Source organism: Colwellia sp. 5_MG-2023, assembly GCF_030547795.1.
In the GTDB taxonomy this organism is placed as follows: Bacteria; Pseudomonadota; Gammaproteobacteria; order Enterobacterales; family Alteromonadaceae; genus Colwellia.
Window position 1 is genome coordinate 342,553 of sequence record NZ_JAUOPW010000002.1, and the last position, 16,923, is coordinate 359,475.

The 16,923-nt window shown below is 36.1% G+C and carries 13 protein-coding genes; 10 read left to right on the top strand and 3 right to left on the bottom strand.

The features are described 5' to 3' along the window. Window positions 1-62: 62 nt before the first annotated feature. The 5 genes from dnaN to glyS all read left to right on the top strand — a co-directional run bounded on the left by dnaN (window position 63) and on the right by glyS (window position 8,018). Window positions 63-1,166, top strand: a complete 1,104-nt coding sequence (gene dnaN, locus Q4496_RS03070; RefSeq protein ID WP_215971635.1) for a DNA polymerase III subunit beta — start codon at window positions 63-65, stop codon at window positions 1,164-1,166. Window positions 1,167-1,191: 25 nt separating this feature from the next. Continuing rightward, window positions 1,192-2,385: a DNA replication/repair protein RecF gene (recF, locus tag Q4496_RS03075; RefSeq protein WP_215971634.1), complete on the top strand. Its 1,194-nt coding sequence runs from the start codon at window positions 1,192-1,194 to the stop codon at window positions 2,383-2,385. Window positions 2,386-2,394: 9 nt separating this feature from the next. Then, window positions 2,395-4,839 carry a DNA topoisomerase (ATP-hydrolyzing) subunit B gene (gene gyrB, locus Q4496_RS03080; protein WP_215971633.1) on the top strand — a complete coding sequence of 815 codons (2,445 nt, stop codon included), beginning with the start codon at window positions 2,395-2,397 and terminating at the stop codon, window positions 4,837-4,839. Window positions 4,840-5,022: 183 nt separating this feature from the next. Beyond that, window positions 5,023-5,955 (top strand): glycine--tRNA ligase subunit alpha, encoded by a 933-nt coding sequence (glyQ, locus tag Q4496_RS03085; protein ID WP_215971632.1) that lies wholly within the window; start codon window positions 5,023-5,025, stop codon window positions 5,953-5,955. Next, window positions 5,955-8,018 carry a glycine--tRNA ligase subunit beta gene (gene glyS, locus Q4496_RS03090; protein ID WP_303609909.1) on the top strand — a complete coding sequence of 688 codons (2,064 nt, stop codon included), beginning with the start codon at window positions 5,955-5,957 and terminating at the stop codon, window positions 8,016-8,018. Before glyQ ends, glyS begins: the two co-directional genes overlap by 1 nt. Window positions 8,019-8,235: 217 nt before the next feature. Here glyS and lepB read toward each other — a convergent pair whose 3' ends face one another. Further along, window positions 8,236-8,895 (bottom strand): signal peptidase I, encoded by a 660-nt coding sequence (gene lepB, locus Q4496_RS03095; RefSeq protein ID WP_215971630.1) that lies wholly within the window; start codon window positions 8,893-8,895, stop codon window positions 8,236-8,238. A 208-nt stretch (window positions 8,896-9,103) separates the two neighbouring features. On the opposite strand from lepB, the gene Q4496_RS03100 reads away from it, so the two are divergent. Continuing rightward, a complete protein-coding gene (locus Q4496_RS03100) occupies window positions 9,104-9,355 on the top strand; it encodes a YdcH family protein (protein WP_215971629.1) in 252 nt (83 codons plus the stop codon). A 54-nt stretch (window positions 9,356-9,409) separates the two neighbouring features. Here the strand turns inward: Q4496_RS03100 and tusA are convergent, their stop codons facing one another. Continuing rightward, complete coding sequence (gene tusA, locus Q4496_RS03105) at window positions 9,410-9,655, bottom strand: sulfurtransferase TusA (RefSeq protein ID WP_215971628.1); 246 nt, start codon at window positions 9,653-9,655, stop codon at window positions 9,410-9,412. A 170-nt stretch (window positions 9,656-9,825) separates the two neighbouring features. Between tusA and Q4496_RS03110 the strand changes: the two genes are divergently transcribed. From Q4496_RS03110 to Q4496_RS03125, 4 genes are all read left to right on the top strand, one after another. Continuing rightward, the gene (locus Q4496_RS03110) at window positions 9,826-11,760 is read left to right on the top strand and encodes a transglycosylase SLT domain-containing protein (RefSeq protein ID WP_215971627.1); all 1,935 of its coding nucleotides are present in this window, start codon (window positions 9,826-9,828) and stop codon (window positions 11,758-11,760) included. 146 nt (window positions 11,761-11,906) lie between these two features. Then, window positions 11,907-13,238 (top strand): Xaa-Pro dipeptidase, encoded by a 1,332-nt coding sequence (pepQ, locus tag Q4496_RS03115; RefSeq protein WP_215971626.1) that lies wholly within the window; start codon window positions 11,907-11,909, stop codon window positions 13,236-13,238. Between the two features lie 32 nt (window positions 13,239-13,270). Beyond that, a complete protein-coding gene (locus tag Q4496_RS03120) occupies window positions 13,271-13,891 on the top strand; it encodes a YigZ family protein (RefSeq protein WP_215971625.1) in 621 nt (206 codons plus the stop codon). 50 nt (window positions 13,892-13,941) lie between these two features. Next, a complete protein-coding gene (locus Q4496_RS03125; RefSeq protein ID WP_215971624.1) occupies window positions 13,942-15,393 on the top strand; it encodes a TrkH family potassium uptake protein in 1,452 nt (483 codons plus the stop codon). 125 nt (window positions 15,394-15,518) lie between these two features. Here the strand turns inward: Q4496_RS03125 and trkA are convergent, their stop codons facing one another. Continuing rightward, complete coding sequence (gene trkA, locus Q4496_RS03130) at window positions 15,519-16,895, bottom strand: Trk system potassium transporter TrkA (RefSeq protein ID WP_215971623.1); 1,377 nt, start codon at window positions 16,893-16,895, stop codon at window positions 15,519-15,521. Window positions 16,896-16,923: the final 28 nt, after the last annotated feature.

A 16,923-nucleotide genomic window follows, 5' to 3' on the forward strand; every position in this document is an offset into this window, starting at 1 on the left:
ATAGAATTATTTTACCAACTAAAATTTAATAATAAGAAATTTGCTCAAATGCAGGATGATAAATGAAATTTTCACTTAATAGAGAATTATTACTTAAGCCATTATTGTTAGTTTCTGGTGCAGTTGAACGCAAAAGTACTTTACCCATTTTAGGAAATATTCTTTTTGATGTTAAAGGGCATTTGTTAACCTTGACTGCTACCGATTTAGAACTTGAAATGGTAGCTCATGCTGAAATAGATAATCAGGGTGAAGATGGAAAAATAACAATACCTGCACGTAAATTACTTGATATTTGTAAAAGTTTACCTGAAAACTCAATGATAAGTTTTAATGCTGAAAATGATAGCGTTAAATTAACGTCAGGCAGAAGTCGCTATTCGCTATCAACATTATCAGCTGATGACTTTCCAAATATTGAAGAATGGAAGGGCGATGTTGAGTTTAAATTATTAAAATCAGAATTATTGCGCTTAATTGAAAGTACGCATTTCTCAATGGCTAACCAAGATGTTCGTTATTACTTAAATGGTATGTCGATCGAAAGTGAAGGTAATGAAATTAGATCTGTTGCTACAGACGGTCACCGATTAGCTATTTGTAAAATTTCAAATGAATCTTTAACACTACCAGCAAGACAAGTTATTGTTCCTCGAAAAGGTATTTTAGAAATAATTCGTTTGCTTGCTCCTGTTGATGAAGCGGTGCAAGTTTATCTTGGCTCTAATCATATTCGTATTATTGATTCAGAATTTTCGTTTACAAGTAAATTAGTTGATGGACGTTTTCCTGATTACCGTCGAGTTTTACCTCGTAATGGTGATAAAATATTTGTTACTGATAAAGAAAAATTACGTCAAGTATTGTCACGGGCATCTATTTTATCGAATGAAAAATTTAAAGGTGTTCGTTTAAATTTTTTAAATTCTTTATTAAAAATTACAGCTAATAACCCAGAGCAAGAGCAAGCAGAAGAAGAGTTAGAAATAGATTTTCCATATGATGAACTCGAAATAGGTTTCAATGTTAGTTATGTACTTGATGTACTAAATGCGATTAAAGATGAAAAAGTTAAGTTTACTTTAGCTGATGCTAATTCAAGCGTTGTTATTGAAGGTGCAGATTCTGGTGAAGCGCTTTATGTTGTTATGCCAATGCGCTTATAGTTTGTTTACCATTGAAATTAACTAAATGAGTGTTATTAAATTAGTTACCAAAAATTTTCGTAACTTAAATGATGCTACAATTGATTTTCACTCACAATTAAACTTTTTTGTTGGGGATAATGGTAGCGGAAAAAGTAGTTTATTAGAGGCACTTTTTTTTCTAGGACATGGTAAATCTTTTAGAACAAGTAAACTTGATGCACTAGCTTGTCACGAGACAACTAACTTTGTTGTTAGTGTTAGAGATGGAAATAATCGCCAACTAGGATTAAGTCGTGATATTAGTACAGGCTCAACAACTATTAAAATTGATGGTGAATTTCAGAATCGCTTATCAGTGTTAGCTAAAAATATTGCAATACAAATTGTTACGCCAGAGAGCTTTAAACTTTTTTTTGGTGGACCTAGGGAACGCAGAAGGTTTGTCGATTTAGGCATGTTTCACGTGAAACATTCATTTGCACAGCAATGGAAAAACTTTAATCGAGTTTTAAAACAAAGAAATGCTTGTATTAGATTAAATCATCATTCAAGTGCATCTAACGCTATGCTGTCATATTGGACTGAGCAGTTCTGTCAAATGTCTGCTGAAGTTGCTAGTGTAAGGGAAGAGTATAGCTTAACCTTGATTAATGAATTAGATGGTTGGCTAACACTGCTACTGCCAAGTTTGAAGAGCAGAGTAACGGTACAATACTTACGAGGATGGCCACAAAAAAGAGAATTAGAAGAAGTACTTTTTAGTAATCAAGAACGTGAAGCTAAATATGGATATAGTTTATATGGTGCTCATAAATTTGATGTGAAATTTCTCCTTGATAAACAGCCTTTAGAGACTCAACTATCTAGAGGTCAACAAAAGTTGTTTTTACTCGCGTTAACTTTTACCCAAGCTAAATTAATAGCTAGAGTTGAACGAGTAAAACCAATTTTATTAATAGATGATATTGGTGCAGAATTAGATATTAATTCTCGTAAAGCGCTATCAAAGGCGTTAGAAATATTAGATTGCCAAGTGGTAATTACTGCAATTAGCAATGATGTTTTAACTCCTTTTTTTGAGCGCTTTAATGATGGTATTTGTAATAATGTTTGCTCTGAAAATGAAAAAACAATTACAACAATAGAAAATTATAAAGTGTTTCACGTGAAACATGGCGAAATATCAGCGATGTCTCCAAACGATTCTGACTTAAAAACAGAAACAGCAATTGAATAGGCTAAAACTATGACTGTAGAAAATGAATATGACTCGGCCAGTATTAAAGTACTAAAAGGACTTGATGCAGTACGAAAAAGACCCGGTATGTACATCGGTGACACTGATGATGGTACTGGTTTACACCACATGGTTTTTGAGGTGTTAGATAACTCAATTGATGAAGCTTTGGCAGGACATTGTAAAGATATTGTCGTCACTATTCATTTAGATGGTTCTGTTTCTGTAAAAGATGATGGCCGTGGTATACCAACAGAATTACATCCTGAAGAGGGGGTTTCTGCAGCTGAAGTTATCATGACAGTATTACATGCTGGTGGTAAGTTTGGTGGAGATGACTCAGGTTACAAAGTTTCAGGTGGACTTCATGGTGTTGGTATTTCTGTAGTAAATGCTTTAAGTAGTAAACTAAAGTTGAATATTCGCAGAGATGGGCAATTATTTGAACAGTATTACCATATAGGCATACCACAAGCACCTCTGGCTGTTGTTGGAGAAAGTGATAAAACAGGTACCGAGGTACGTTTTTGGCCAAGCACTGATACTTTTACAGACGTTTTATTTCATTATGAATTGTTAGTTAAACGTATTCGTGAATTGTCATTCTTAAACTCAGGTGTCTCAATTCGTTTAATTGATGAACGTGAAGAAGGTAAAGAAGATCATTTCCATTTTGATGGTGGTATTCAAGCGTTTGTTGATTATTTAAATACAAACAAGACACCTGTAAATGAAGAGATTTTCTATTTTGATTTAGCACGTGACGATGGCATTGTTGTTGAAGTGGCGATGCAATGGAATGATGGTTTCCAAGAAAGTATTCACTGTTTTACTAATAATATTCCACAGCGTGATGGTGGTACTCATTTAAGTGGTTTCCGTACGGCATTAACTCGTACATTGAATAGTTATATGGTGAAAGAAGGTCTTAATAAGACCAAAAAAGGTGGTAGTACAGAAACGAACGCTTCAGGTGATGATGCACGTGAAGGCTTAACTGCTGTAATTTCGGTTAAAGTACCAGATCCTAAATTCTCTTCTCAAACTAAAGATAAACTAGTTTCTTCTGAAGTGAAAACGGCAGTTGAACAAGCAATGGGTGAAAAGTTAGGTGAGTACTTATTAGAAAAACCTGCTGTTGCTCGTACTATTATTATGAAAATTGTTGATGCTGCGAGAGCTCGTGAAGCTGCGCGTAAAGCACGTGAAATGACTCGACGTAAAGGTGCATTAGATATTGCTGGCTTACCAGGTAAGTTAGCTGATTGTCAGGAAAAAGATCCTGCACTATCTGAATTATATATTGTGGAAGGGGACTCTGCTGGCGGTTCAGCCAAGCAGGGACGTAACCGTAAAAACCAAGCTATTTTACCGTTGAAAGGTAAAATATTAAACGTAGAGAAAGCACGTTTTGATAAAATGATCTCTTCTCAAGAAGTTGGTACACTCATTACAGCATTAGGCTGTGGTATTGGTCGTGATGAGTACAACCCAGAAAAATTGAGATATCATAGTATTATCATTATGACGGATGCGGATGTTGATGGATCGCATATCCGTACATTGTTATTAACATTCTTTTATCGTCAAATGCCTGAAATTATGGAACGTGGCCATATCTTTATTGCACAACCACCGTTATATAAAGTGAAAAAAGGTAAGCAAGAGCGTTACATAAAAGATGATGATGGTTTAACAGAATACCTCACTACTTTAGCATTAGACAGTGCTTCTATTCATGTTAATGAAGATGCACCTGCTATTACTGGTTTAGCACTAGAACAGTTAGTTAATCAATTCCGTACTACCATGGAAACTATTAAGCGTATCTCTAGACAAATTCCTGCAGATATCCTAGAAAAAATGGTATATAGCACGAATATCGCGAAAGAAGATTTTGCAGATAAAGATAAAGTTGATGCATGGGCTAAAGATTTAATTACTCAACTTGATGATCAAGATGGTAACGGCTCTCTATATACCGTGACTGTAGAATACAATACTGAGCGTAATATTTATTACCCAGAATTTATTGTTCGTAAGCACGGTATTGATAAGGTTTACAGTTGTAACTATGAGTTTACTCAGTCTAATGAGTTTGCAGCGATTATTTCATTAAACGATGCGATTAATAATTTAATGGAAGAAGGTGCTTATGTTAAACGAGGTGAGAAGGTTAAACCTGTTGACACCTTTGAAGAAGCACTTAGTTGGTTAATGGCTGAATCTAAACGTGGTCAATATATTCAACGTTATAAAGGATTGGGTGAGATGAACCCTGATCAATTGTGGGAAACTACCATGGATCCTGAAACACGTCGTATGTTACAAGTTACGATTGATGATGCGATTGCAGCAGATCAACTGTTTAATACCTTAATGGGTGATCATGTAGAGCCGCGTAGGAAGTTTATAGAAGAAAATGCCTTAAAAGTTTCAAACTTAGATTTTTAAGTGTTATGACCTATGTAAATAATATTTTTACATAGGCAGTAGGGATGAAATTTAGAATTTCATCGATAAATATTATATGCTCGGTCATCATAACTGAGCATTTCTATTTTAAAAACAGCACGTTATGTTTTTTGATGAATGTATAGCGTGTAAATTTATAACTTAGAGTGAATTTGACAAAACATGACTAGTTTCAATTGTAAAACGTTTCAAGGTCTAATCTTGCAGTTGCAAGATTATTGGTCAAGACAAGGCTGTGTAATAGTACAACCGTTAGACTTAGAAGTAGGGGCTGGTACCTTCCACCCAATGACCTTTCTACGATCTATAGGGCCAGAGCCTATTAGCAGCGCTTATGTTCAGCCATGTCGACGACCAACTGATGGTCGCTACGGTGAAAACCCTAATCGCTTGCAACATTATTATCAATTTCAAGTGATGTTAAAGCCTTCTCCAAAGAACATTCAAGAGCTATACCTGAATTCATTAAAAGAGCTAGGTATTGATCCACTTGTTCATGATATTCGTTTTGTTGAAGATAACTGGGAGTCACCAACGTTAGGTGCATGGGGCTTAGGCTGGGAAATATGGCTTAACGGCATGGAAATCACTCAATTTACTTATTTCCAACAAGTCGGCGGCTTAGAGTGTACACCTGTTACAGGTGAAATTACTTATGGCTTAGAACGTCTGGCAATGTACATTCAAAATGTCGATAGCATTTATGATCTTGTTTGGGCTGACGGTCCAATGGGTACTGTATATTACGGTGATGTTTTCCACCAAAATGAAGTTGAGCAGTCTACTTATAACTTTGAACATGCTGATGTTGATGCGTTATTTAAGCAGTTTGATCAATGCGAAAAAGATAGCCAAAAACTAATTGAAGCTAATTTACCATTACCGGCATACGAGCAAGTGATGAAAGCGTCTCATGCTTTCAATTTACTCGATGCACGTCATGCTATATCAGTAACAGAACGTCAACGTTATATTTTACGTGTACGTACTTTATCAAAAGCGGTTGCTGAAGCGTATTACCAAAAGCGTGAAGAACTAGGCTTCCCGTTATGTAAAAATAATCAAAATGACGCTTCAAACAAAGGAGATAAATAATGACTACTGAAACACTCCTTATTGAATTGGGTACTGAAGAGTTACCACCTAAAGCATTGAAAACATTAGCAACAGCTTTTTTTGATAGTATAAAAAGTCAACTTGATAGCCATGATTTAGCATATAACGATATAAAGTGGTTTGCTACACCTCGCCGTATGGCTGTACAAGTTTTTGATTTAGTTGATAAACAACAAGATAAAACAGTAGAAAAACGTGGCCCGGCAGTGAATGTTGCGTTTGATGAAGCGGGTAATGCTAGTAAAGCTGCTCAAGGTTGGGCAAAATCAAACGGTATAACAGTTGAACAAGCTGAACGCTTGGTAACTGATAAAGGTGAATGGTTGCTTCATACTGCAACAGTAACTGGCTTAGCCACCACTGAATTAATTCCTGACATGGTAAATATAGCGTTAAAGAAATTACCTATCGCTAAACCAATGCGTTGGGGCGCAGAGCGTACTCAATTTATTCGTCCTGTACATACACTAACGATGTTATTTGGTAGTGAGTTAATTGCTGGTGAAGCGCTTGGTGTTATTTCAGGTAATCAAGTACAAGGTCATCGTTTTCATCATCAAGGCTTAGTTACCATTAATCATGCAAATGATTATCAAGCGGAACTTGCTAAAGCTTATGTTGAAGTAGACTTTGCAGAGCGACAAAATAAAATTGTTGAGCAAATAAAACAAGCGGCGAATAATATTGATGCAGTAGCATTAATTGATGAAGATTTACTTAACGAAGTAACTGCATTAGTTGAATGGCCAGTAACATTGGTAGGAACGTTTGATAAAGAATTCTTGAATGTGCCTGCTGAACCATTAATTTATTCAATGAAAGACCATCAAAAGTATTTCCCTGTTACAGATAAAAATGGTCAATTAGTTAACAAATTTATTTTTGTTTCTAATATTGAGTCAAAAGATCCTGAAGCAGTTATTTTTGGTAATGAAAAAGTAATTCGTCCACGTTTAGCGGATGCTGAGTTTTTCTTTAAAACAGATAAAAAGCAAAGTTTAGAGTCACGTTTAACAAGTCTTGAGTCTGTGTTGTTTCAAAAACAGTTAGGCACACTAAAAGCGAAATCAGAACGTATCGCACAGCTGAGCCAATTTATTGCACAGCAGTTAAATGAAAATGCAGACGATGCATACCGTGCTGGCTTACTCAGTAAAACAGACTTAATGTCTGAAATGGTATTAGAATTTCCACAAGTGCAGGGCACTATGGGTAAATACTATGCTTTACATGATGGTGAAAATGAAAATATTGCCCAGGCATTAGAAGATCAATATCGCCCACGTTTTTCTGGTGATAGCTTACCGGAAGCAAATATAGGTTGTGCTGTTGCTATTAGTGATAAGATTGATACCTTAGTTGGTATCTTTGGTATTAAACAAGCACCTAAGGGTGATAAAGACCCATTTGCGCTTCGAAGAGCTGCCATTGGTAGTATTCGTATAATTATTGAAAAACAGCTTAATTTAGACCTGTCAGAGCTTATTAACAAAAGTATCGAGTTGTTTGGTGATAAGTTGATTAATGAAAATACTGCTAATGATGTCTTAGATTTCATTATGGGTCGTTTCCGTGCTTTCTATCAAGAGCAAGGGATCAGTGTTGATGTTATTCAAGCAGTGTTGGCTAAAAAGCCTAGTGCACCATTGGATTTTGATAAACGCATTAAAGCGGTTACTTTCTTTGGTGACTTACCAGAAGCTGCGACCTTAGCTGCTGCAAATAAACGAGTTGGAAATATTTTAGCTAAGTTTGATGGTGAGCTTTATCAAGCTTTTAATGTTGATTTAGCAACAGAGCAAGCCGAACGTGATTTAGCTGATGTTTATCAAGCAATCAGTCTAAAAGTTGCACCATTGATGGCGGATAAAAACTACCAAGCGGCTTTAAGTGAATTAGCACAATTAAAAGCGCCAATTGATACTTTCTTTGATAATGTAATGGTGATGAGCGATGATGAAGCGATTAAAACTAACCGCTTAACATTACTTAATGAAATTCGTAATAGTTTCTTTGCTATTGCCGATATTTCACTACTGTAGCAATGTATCGTTAGAAAACTCGGTTAATTAACTAAAAGGGCATAGTGATATGCCCTTTTTTGTGCGTGAAGTTTGTGTTTAATAACTAGCGCTTGGTTTAATAAATATTCCTTTAGCCGCTATTTTTCTGAGTTAAAATCAAAAACTATCAAGCTAGAGTAAAGGCAATACTCCTAAGTATTCCAATTGATTAAAAACAGCTTAAACCGAGTTCAGGTTAAATAGAATAGATGTCTTTAAAAAATCGATTTGCTCTTGGTAAATAGTAATTATCATAGTTAACAGAAAATGCAATTGAACTAGCTTTACCTTTAAGTTCATGACGAGGGACTAAACCATAAACTCGTGAATCGGCGCTGTTACGACGGTTATCACCTAACACAAAGTAATAACCATCAGGAACGGTTAATGGCGAAAAAGTACTACGTTGATTACTCCTTTCTTTATCGATACGAATAGAGTGATTAATAGCACCAAGCTGCTCTATAGCGACAAGTTGCTGAGGGTTTTCTTTGGTTATTTTATATGGCATAGCTTGACCATTAATATAAAGCGTTTCTTCTTTCATTGAAATTCTATCGCCAGGTAAGCCAACCATACGTTTTATTAAACGTTTATCAGCTGTTTTAGATTCAAACACAACTATTTCTCCACGCTTAGGCTCTCCGGTTGATAGTAGAGATAGTTGGCTAAAAGGTAGTCTTAAATCATAAGCCATTTTATTAACAATAATTCTATCGCCCTCTTTAATCGTTGGCTGCATTGAGCCTGTTGGTACCGTGTACCAATCAGCAACGGCACTTCTAAATACGGACATTAATAAAACAAAGAGTATAAATAGTTTGTTATCTTTTAGAAATTTTTGTAAGTAAGTCATTATATTTCACCTCATAGTAGTAGTTTGGGTTAGAGATAGTTTTAATAAAAAGGTTCGGCGAATACACATATGTTTACAACTTTACTAGTAAGGCTGTGATACAAAATAAAATCATTAGAGTTTGAGTTAGATCAATGACGTAAATAATTAAAAGCGTAGTGTGTTAGTTAGAGTACATTATTAAAATATAACAACGTAGGAGAAAATTATGACGTTAGAAAAACATGACCTTCATCACGAATTTCCAGATTTTAATGAGGAAATTCATTATTTAAAAATGAACGACAACCACTTTACTCGTTTGTTTAATGAATACCATGAAATTGACCAAGAAATACGTCATATAGAGCAGGGGATAGAGAATACTAGTGATGACTATTTAGAGAAGAAAAAGAAAGTACGTTTAAAACTAAAAGACGAACTGTTTGTTATGCTTCAAAAAGTGGAATTACCAGCATAGCTAAATAATAAGCGTCATAATAGGGTTAATCTTACTTGTTTGAAATAATAAAGGTTAGCCCTTTTTAATTACAAATAAGTAAGGTTTTTCGTCAACTTTTTTGGCAATAAGCTCATGCTCCATAAACCGACAAAAGCTAGGTATATCACGTGTCGTTGAGGGGTCATCGCAAGTGATTAATAGAGTTTCACTACTTGCCATTTTTCTTATCTTTAATCGAACCATCATTACTGGCTCTGGACAGCGTAGACCAATAGCATCAAGGGAATGATCTGTTTTGTTAAATGTTTCGTTTAGCATAAATGATATTGGGTAGTTAAATTTATCGAGTGTTACTATTCTACTTCATTTCTATTTGAGCTGTCTCGTATATAGTTCAACCAACTAAATATATATCAACTCGCATGTCTAGGCCGTTTAGGTATATACTTTCATCAGATATCTGATATGTTTTGGGAAAAGAGAAGTTAATGCTAACCCGTGTAGTGTCGAAAATATTGTTAACACTGGCTATAGTTAGTTATAGCTTTAGCCTACAGGCGAGTGAGCCATTTAAAATAACAGTAGATAAAATACAGCAAAAAAACTTTATTAAAGCAGAGAAGCTTGTCAGTAAAAGTGATTCTGCTCAATATCAATTACTCTATAACCAACTTCATTATTATTCATTACAGCCTTATTTAGATCAAAGTCGCTTAATGAATAAAATTAGTTTGTCAGATGCACAAGAAATCTCAACATTTTTAGAAGAGTATCAGGGTACACCTCTTGATTGGCCTTTGCGAAAAAAGTGGTTAACTTATCTCGCGAATAAAAAACAAGGTGCTTTGTATTTAAAAGATTATAAGCCGACTTCAAATGCCAAATTAGTATGCCATCAGTTAGATTTCAGTTTACAGGCAGGTGTGCCAGAAAGTGAGATACTTCCTAAAGTTACTAAATTGTGGGTGGTTGGTAAGTCACAAGATAAGGCGTGTGATCCTTTATTTGAACGTTGGCAAAAAGCAGGGTATCGTACCAACGATATTATTTGGCAACGTATTGGTTTGGCTGCTGATGGTGGAAAGCACACACTTATTCCTTATTTAACTAAGTTGCTACCGCCAAAACAGCAATATTTAGGACGCTTATGGCATAAAGTTAGACGTGACCCTTCTATAGCAAGTAAGTTTAAGAACTTTCCAAATAAATCAACACGTGAAGTAGAAATACTAACATACGGTCTTAAGCGACTAATATGGCATTCACCCGATGTAGCAATTCGTAGTTATAATAAGGCAAGGGTGAAATTTACTTTTACACAAGATCAACAGCAGCAAATAACCGAAAGGTTTGCAGTAGCCTTATCATCTAAAAACCACCGTGCAGCACAAACTTGGCTTGATAAACTTGATGTTAATGTACTGAGTGATAGTATTCTGCAGCGACGCTTATCGCAGGCATTAAAGAAAAATGATTGGGATCAACTGATTATAGATTTAGCGCAATTACCTAAAAAACATAAGAATGATTTGAAGTGGAAATATTGGTATGCACGGGCATTAATTGCAACAAATGCAAATGAACCAGGCATTCTTTTATTGCAAGAGCTAGCTAATGAACGTCATTATTATGGATTTCTTGCCGCAAGTTATTTAAAAAAACCGGTGAACTTGCAAAACAAACCACTTCAGTTTTCTTTAGCAGAAAAGAAACAGCTAATTAATTATCCTGCTGCTAAGCGCGCTTTTGAGTTTCATTCCTTAGGGCGTCATCATCAAGCACGTTCAGAATGGAATTACTTACTTAAAAAATTAAATAATAGAGAAAAGTTAGTCGCAGCAAAAATAGCGAATGAAAACCAATGGTTTGATAGAACAATTTTTACTTTAGTTAATGCTGGCTACCTAGATGATGTTGATTTACGTTTTCCGAAAGCGTTTGATAAAGAAATTAATTTTTATGCGAAAGAAGAAAAAATAGCGCCTTCGTGGGCTTTTGCAATCGCAAGAAGAGAAAGCTCTTTTATGAAGGATGCTCATTCACCAGTGGGGGCTAAAGGGTTAATGCAGTTAATGCCTAATACGGCAAAAAGTCTTAAAAAAGGCAGGGTCAATAATAGTTATTTGTTGAATGCTGAAAACAATATTCAGTTAGGCACCAAATATTTAAAAATTCTTTTGGGTAAAAACAATGGTAATCAGTTGCTTGCAACCGCTTCTTATAATGCAGGGCCATACAGAGTAAGTACTTGGGTGAATAACATCAAATCTATTCCTGCTGATATTTGGATTGAAACCATACCTTATAAAGAAACGCGTAACTATGTAAAAAGTGTTTTAGCCTATCAGGAAATATATCAGCATAAACCAGGACAAGTCAGTGAGCTTTTTGAAAAAGTGATTAACATGACCATAGGTGGCTAACTCCTTTCGTTGTTAATAAAGTAAAAGAGCGTTAAACCTAGCGAAATGTACAATAAGCTGCACAAATTTAAAGAAGATCTATTGTCGTGTTATAGCTTGAAAATAAAAGGGTATGGTATTATACCGAAAAATTTAAGGGAGGGTTTATGAGTACATTAACCAACAAGTTAAAAGAAGAATATTCAGCACATATTGACTGTTTACAACAACGTACCAAACAAGCGTTGTTATGTGAAAAAATTGAAGGTGTGGTGATTCATTCAGGTCAAGAGATTAAAGCTTTTCTTGATGATAATGCTTACCCATTTAGAGTAAATCCTCATTTTAAACATTGGTTACCTTTGATTGATGTGCCTAATTGCTGGCTTATTGTTAATGGCGAAGATAAGCCTACGCTGATTTATTATCAGCCTGTCGACTTTTGGCATAAAGTGGTCCCGTTAGCTGAAAGTTATTGGGGAGAGTTTTTTCATATTAAAGTGCTGACTAAAGCAAGTGATGTAGATAAGTTACTGCCTTATGATAAGAAAGATTTTGCTTATGTTGGTAGCCATATTGAAGTGGCAAAAGCGTTAGGATTTGAAGAGATTAATCCAGAGCCTTTATTAAACTATTTTCATTATTACCGTGCTTATAAAACATCATATGAACTAGTGTGCTTGCGTCAGTCTAATAGCTTGGCTGTAACAGCACATAATGCGGCTAAAAAAGCATTTTTTAGTGGCGCTACAGAGTATGAAATTCAACAAGCTTATCTTAGCGCAATAGGTTACACGACTAATGAAACGCCTTATGGCAACATTGTTGCACTAAATAAAAATTGTTCAGTTTTACATTATATGGCGTTAGATAAAGTAGCACCGCAAATACATAAATCATTTCTCATTGATGCTGGCGCTAACTTTCATGGTTACGCTGCCGATATAACCCGTACTTATGCTTTCAAGCAAGATAAATTTGCTGAGTTAATAGCGCGTATGGATCAATTAATGCTTAGTGCTGTTGAAGGCTTAAAACCTGGTGTTAGTTATGTGGATTTACATATTGCCACCTATAGAGAAATTGCCCAGGTGTTAGTCGAGTTCGATTTTATTAAAGTAAGTGCTGATACCGCTGTTGAGTCAGGTATTGTAGGTACTTTCTTCCCTCATGGATTGGGGCATCATTTAGGCTTACAAGTACATGATGTTGGTGGCTTTATGGCTGATGAACGTGGTACTCATATTAACTCTCCTGATAATCATCCATTTCTACGTACTTCAAGAGTTATTGAAGCTGGGCAGGTTTTTACAATAGAACCAGGGCTGTATTTTATTGATTCTTTACTGGGTACCTTAAAAGATTCAAAAAATAGTGATCAAGTGAACTGGGGAAAAGTTGATAGTATGCGTGATTTTGGCGGAATTCGGATTGAAGATAACATCATTGTTCATCAATCGCATAATGAAAATATGACCCGTGATTTAGGTTTAAATTAGTCTTTTGCTAAATTTTCTTGGATGTTAGAGCTATGAAAAGCCCTTACCAAATAGCGGTTAACAATGTTGAACATGAAATATTTGTTAATCGTAGTCGCTTTATTTGCTATTTGGCTCCTTGTACTAGTATTGAAGAAGCTAAGGCGCAAGTTAAGCAAAGGCAATTTGAACACCCTCAAGCTAGCCATCATTGCTATGCTTTTTTAACCAAAGCAGCAGATGATAGCTTAGGTTATGGTTATTCTGATGATGGCGAACCAAGTGGCACCGCTGGTAAACCTATGCTGGCGGTTTTACAAGGTGGTGGTATTGGGCAAGTTTGTGCTGTAGTTGTACGATATTTTGGTGGCACTAAACTAGGTACTGGTGGTTTACAGCGAGCTTATGGTGATAGTGTTCGCCAAGCGCTTGTGTTTTTACAATCGAAAACTAAAATAGCGATGGCGGCAAAAACTTTAGCGTGTCAATATAGCCAAGTTGATGATGTATTGCATATAATTAGCCAAGTAGAAGGTCAGGTTATTGAGCAAGAATATTTACAAACAGTGCAGTTTAAACTCTTGTTACCACAAGCTGAATTAGCTTTGGTTGAACATAAATTGCAAACACTGTCGGCAGGTCAATTAAAATTATACTCTTCTGATACCTTGTAGGTTGGGCTGTATACCAACATTAAATAAAATAATGATGCAAAAAATAAAACGTGCAATATAAAAATATTATTAGAATTTTAGGTTTGTTAGTCGCACTACTCAGTGTCACTATGCTTCCGCCTGCCATGGTGTCTATGATCTATCGTGATGGTGGCGGTGTACCTTTTTTAATGGGCTTTTTATGTTGCCTGTTTACCGGTTTTTTAGCTTGGTATCCTTTTAGAGGGGAAAAAACCGATCTAAAATCTCGAGAAGGTTTCTTGATTGTGGTGTTATTTTGGTTAGTACTTGCTAGCTTCTCCGCTATTCCTCTTATCTTATTAGATCAGCCATCATTGTCAGTGACTGATGCATTTTTTGAATCATTCTCAGGTTTAACGACGACAGGGGCGACCATTTTAAATCGTATTGATGGTTTACCTCATGCCGTGTTGTGGTATCGCCAGCAGTTACAGTGGTTAGGTGGTATGGGGATTATTGTATTAGCTGTTGCGGTATTACCTATGTTAGGTATTGGTGGTATGCAGCTATACCGAGCAGAGATTCCTGGGCCGGTAAAAGATTCAAAGATGACACCAAGAATAGCCGATACAGCAAAGCATTTATGGTATATTTATTTATCATTAACAGTTGCTTGTGCAGCAGCGTATTGGTTGGCGGGTATGTCAGTATTTGACGCTATTTGTCATTCATTTTCCACTGTTGCCATTGGAGGGTTTTCTACTCACGATGCCAGCATGGGATATTTTAACAGCCCAACGATTAATTTGGTTTGTGTTTTCTTCTTAATTATTGCCAGTGTAAATTTCGCCCTACATTACGCTGTAGTTCAAAGTAAATCCCTTAGAAATTATTTTGCAGATCCAGAATTTAAAGCGTTTCTTGCTATACAAGTTGTACTAACTCTTATTTGTTTTACAGTATTAATGACCTCTGGCACTTACCAAGATGCAGATAAAGCATTTGATCAGGCTTTGTTTCAATCTGTATCAATTAGCACAACAGCAGGCTTTTCAACCACTTCATTTGCCGATTGGCCAACACTTTTACCTTTGTTACTGATTTTTTCGAGTTTTATTGGTGGTTGTGCAGCGAGTACTGCTGGCGGTATGAAGGTAGTGAGGGTCTTACTACTGTATTTACAAGGTTTACGTGAGCTAAATAAGTTAGTACATCCTAGGGCTATTTTTAAGATTAAAATGGGTAAAAAGGTATTGCCAGATCGTGTTGTCGAAGCTGTCTGGGGCTTCTTTTCTGCCTATGCCGCAGTGTTTGTTATTTGTATGTTATTACTATTAGCAACCGGTATGGATGACATTACCGCATTTACAGCTGTTGCTGCTGCCATTAATAACCTTGGTCCAGGATTAGGGGAGGTTGCCGCTAACTTCTCAGGTATTGGGGATGCAAGCAAGTGGGTGTTAATTATGGCAATGCTATTTGGCCGCTTAGAAGTGTTTACTTTATTAGTGTTGTTTACTCCTGGATTTTGGCGCACATAACGCTATTCCTCAGTTGAGGAATAGCGTTAATTGGCGTTAGAGTATGGTATATATAATATTGCTATTCTTTGAAGCAATTAAAAATATATTCAACTGAGTTCAGAGTAGTTAAATAAATTGCTGGGTTAGAAGTAGGTTGCACTAACTTGGAATAACCTTTCCACATCACCAATGTAACGTTTATTAACGAGGAAGAGGATAACATGGTCTTCTTCTTCTATTAGTGTATTAGAGTGAGCTATTAACACTTCTATACCTCTAACAATTGCACCAATAGTTGTACCCGGTGGTAACTTGATATTACGAACTGCTCGGCCAACTACTTTTGAAGATTTCTCATCTCCTTTAGCAACAATTTCAATCGCTTCAGCTGCACCACCACGTAAGCTATACACATTATCAATAGTACCCCGTCTTACATGAGTGAGTAACGCAGAAATTGTAGCTTGTTGTGGTGAAATAGCTATATCAATAGCGCCACCATGGACCAACTCAACATAGGCATCACGCTGAATAAGTACCATTGTTTTTCTAACGCCAAGCTTTTTAGCAAGTAATGAAGACATGATATTAGCTTCATCATCATTAGTTACAGCAATAAATACATCGAATTGGTCTATATTTTCTTCTGTTAATAACTCTATATCTGAAGAGTCGCCTTGAAATACTAGGGTGTTATTAAGTTCAGAAGTTAGCTCTGCAGCCCTTATTGCAGAGCGCTCTATTAATTTAACTTGATGATTATCTTCCAAAATACTGGCTAAGCCAGCACCTATATTACCGCCACCAACAATCATGATTCGCTTATAGGCGGGCTCTAGCTTTTGTAGCTCATTCATTACGGCGCGTATGTGAATACTTGCGGCAATGAAAAAAACCTCATCATCGGCTTCAATAACTGTAGTGCCTAAAGGGCGGATGGGCTTGCCATCTCGATAAATGGCAGCAACACGGGTATCAACATTGGGAATATGATCTCTTAATGTTGATAGTGCATGGCCAACAAGTAAACCGCCATAATAGGCTTTTACGGCTACTAAGCTAACACGACCACTAGCAAACTCTAATACTTGTAATGCACCTGGATAATCAATTAAGCGAGCTATATCACGGGTAACTAATTCTTCAGGTGCAATAACATGATCAATAGGAATGTGTAGCTTATGAAATAGTTGCTTTGAATGTTTTAATATTTGGTTTGAGCGAATACGGGCTATTTTTTTATGAGTATTAAATAAAGAAGAACAAATTTGGCAAGTGATCATATTCGTGGCATCGTCTGAAGTAACAGCGATAACCATGTCAGCATCTTCAGCACCTGCGTTTCTTAATACGTCGGGATGACAGCCTTGGCCAGTGACAACTTTAAGATCCATTCTGTCTTGTAGCTCACGAAGCTTTTCTCCGTCAACATCAACAACAGATATATCGTTATTTTCGCCAACAAGGTTTTCCGCTAAAGTTCCACCTACTTGGCCTGCACCGACTATTATTATTTTCATTTATTGTTGTTTTTCTCAAATTAGCTGT

What these genes read in the sequence shown, in the direction of transcription:
- pepQ (WP_215971626.1), top strand. Translation starts at nt 11,907, where the DNA reads ATGAGTACATTAACCAACAAGTTAAAAGAAGAATATTCAGCACATATT.
- tusA (WP_215971628.1), bottom strand. Translation starts at nt 9,655, where the DNA reads ATGCTAAACGAAACATTTAACAAAACAGATCATTCCCTTGATGCTATT.
- gyrB (WP_215971633.1), top strand. Translation starts at nt 2,395, where the DNA reads ATGACTGTAGAAAATGAATATGACTCGGCCAGTATTAAAGTACTAAAA.
- Q4496_RS03100 (WP_215971629.1), top strand. Translation starts at nt 9,104, where the DNA reads ATGACGTTAGAAAAACATGACCTTCATCACGAATTTCCAGATTTTAAT.
- glyQ (WP_215971632.1), top strand. Translation starts at nt 5,023, where the DNA reads ATGACTAGTTTCAATTGTAAAACGTTTCAAGGTCTAATCTTGCAGTTG.
- glyS (WP_303609909.1), top strand. Translation starts at nt 5,955, where the DNA reads ATGACTACTGAAACACTCCTTATTGAATTGGGTACTGAAGAGTTACCA.
- lepB (WP_215971630.1), bottom strand. Translation starts at nt 8,895, where the DNA reads ATGACTTACTTACAAAAATTTCTAAAAGATAACAAACTATTTATACTC.
- recF (WP_215971634.1), top strand. Translation starts at nt 1,192, where the DNA reads ATGAGTGTTATTAAATTAGTTACCAAAAATTTTCGTAACTTAAATGAT.
- dnaN (WP_215971635.1), top strand. Translation starts at nt 63, where the DNA reads ATGAAATTTTCACTTAATAGAGAATTATTACTTAAGCCATTATTGTTA.
- Q4496_RS03110 (WP_215971627.1), top strand. Translation starts at nt 9,826, where the DNA reads ATGCTAACCCGTGTAGTGTCGAAAATATTGTTAACACTGGCTATAGTT.
- trkA (WP_215971623.1), bottom strand. Translation starts at nt 16,895, where the DNA reads ATGAAAATAATAATAGTCGGTGCAGGCCAAGTAGGTGGAACTTTAGCG.
- Q4496_RS03120 (WP_215971625.1), top strand. Translation starts at nt 13,271, where the DNA reads ATGAAAAGCCCTTACCAAATAGCGGTTAACAATGTTGAACATGAAATA.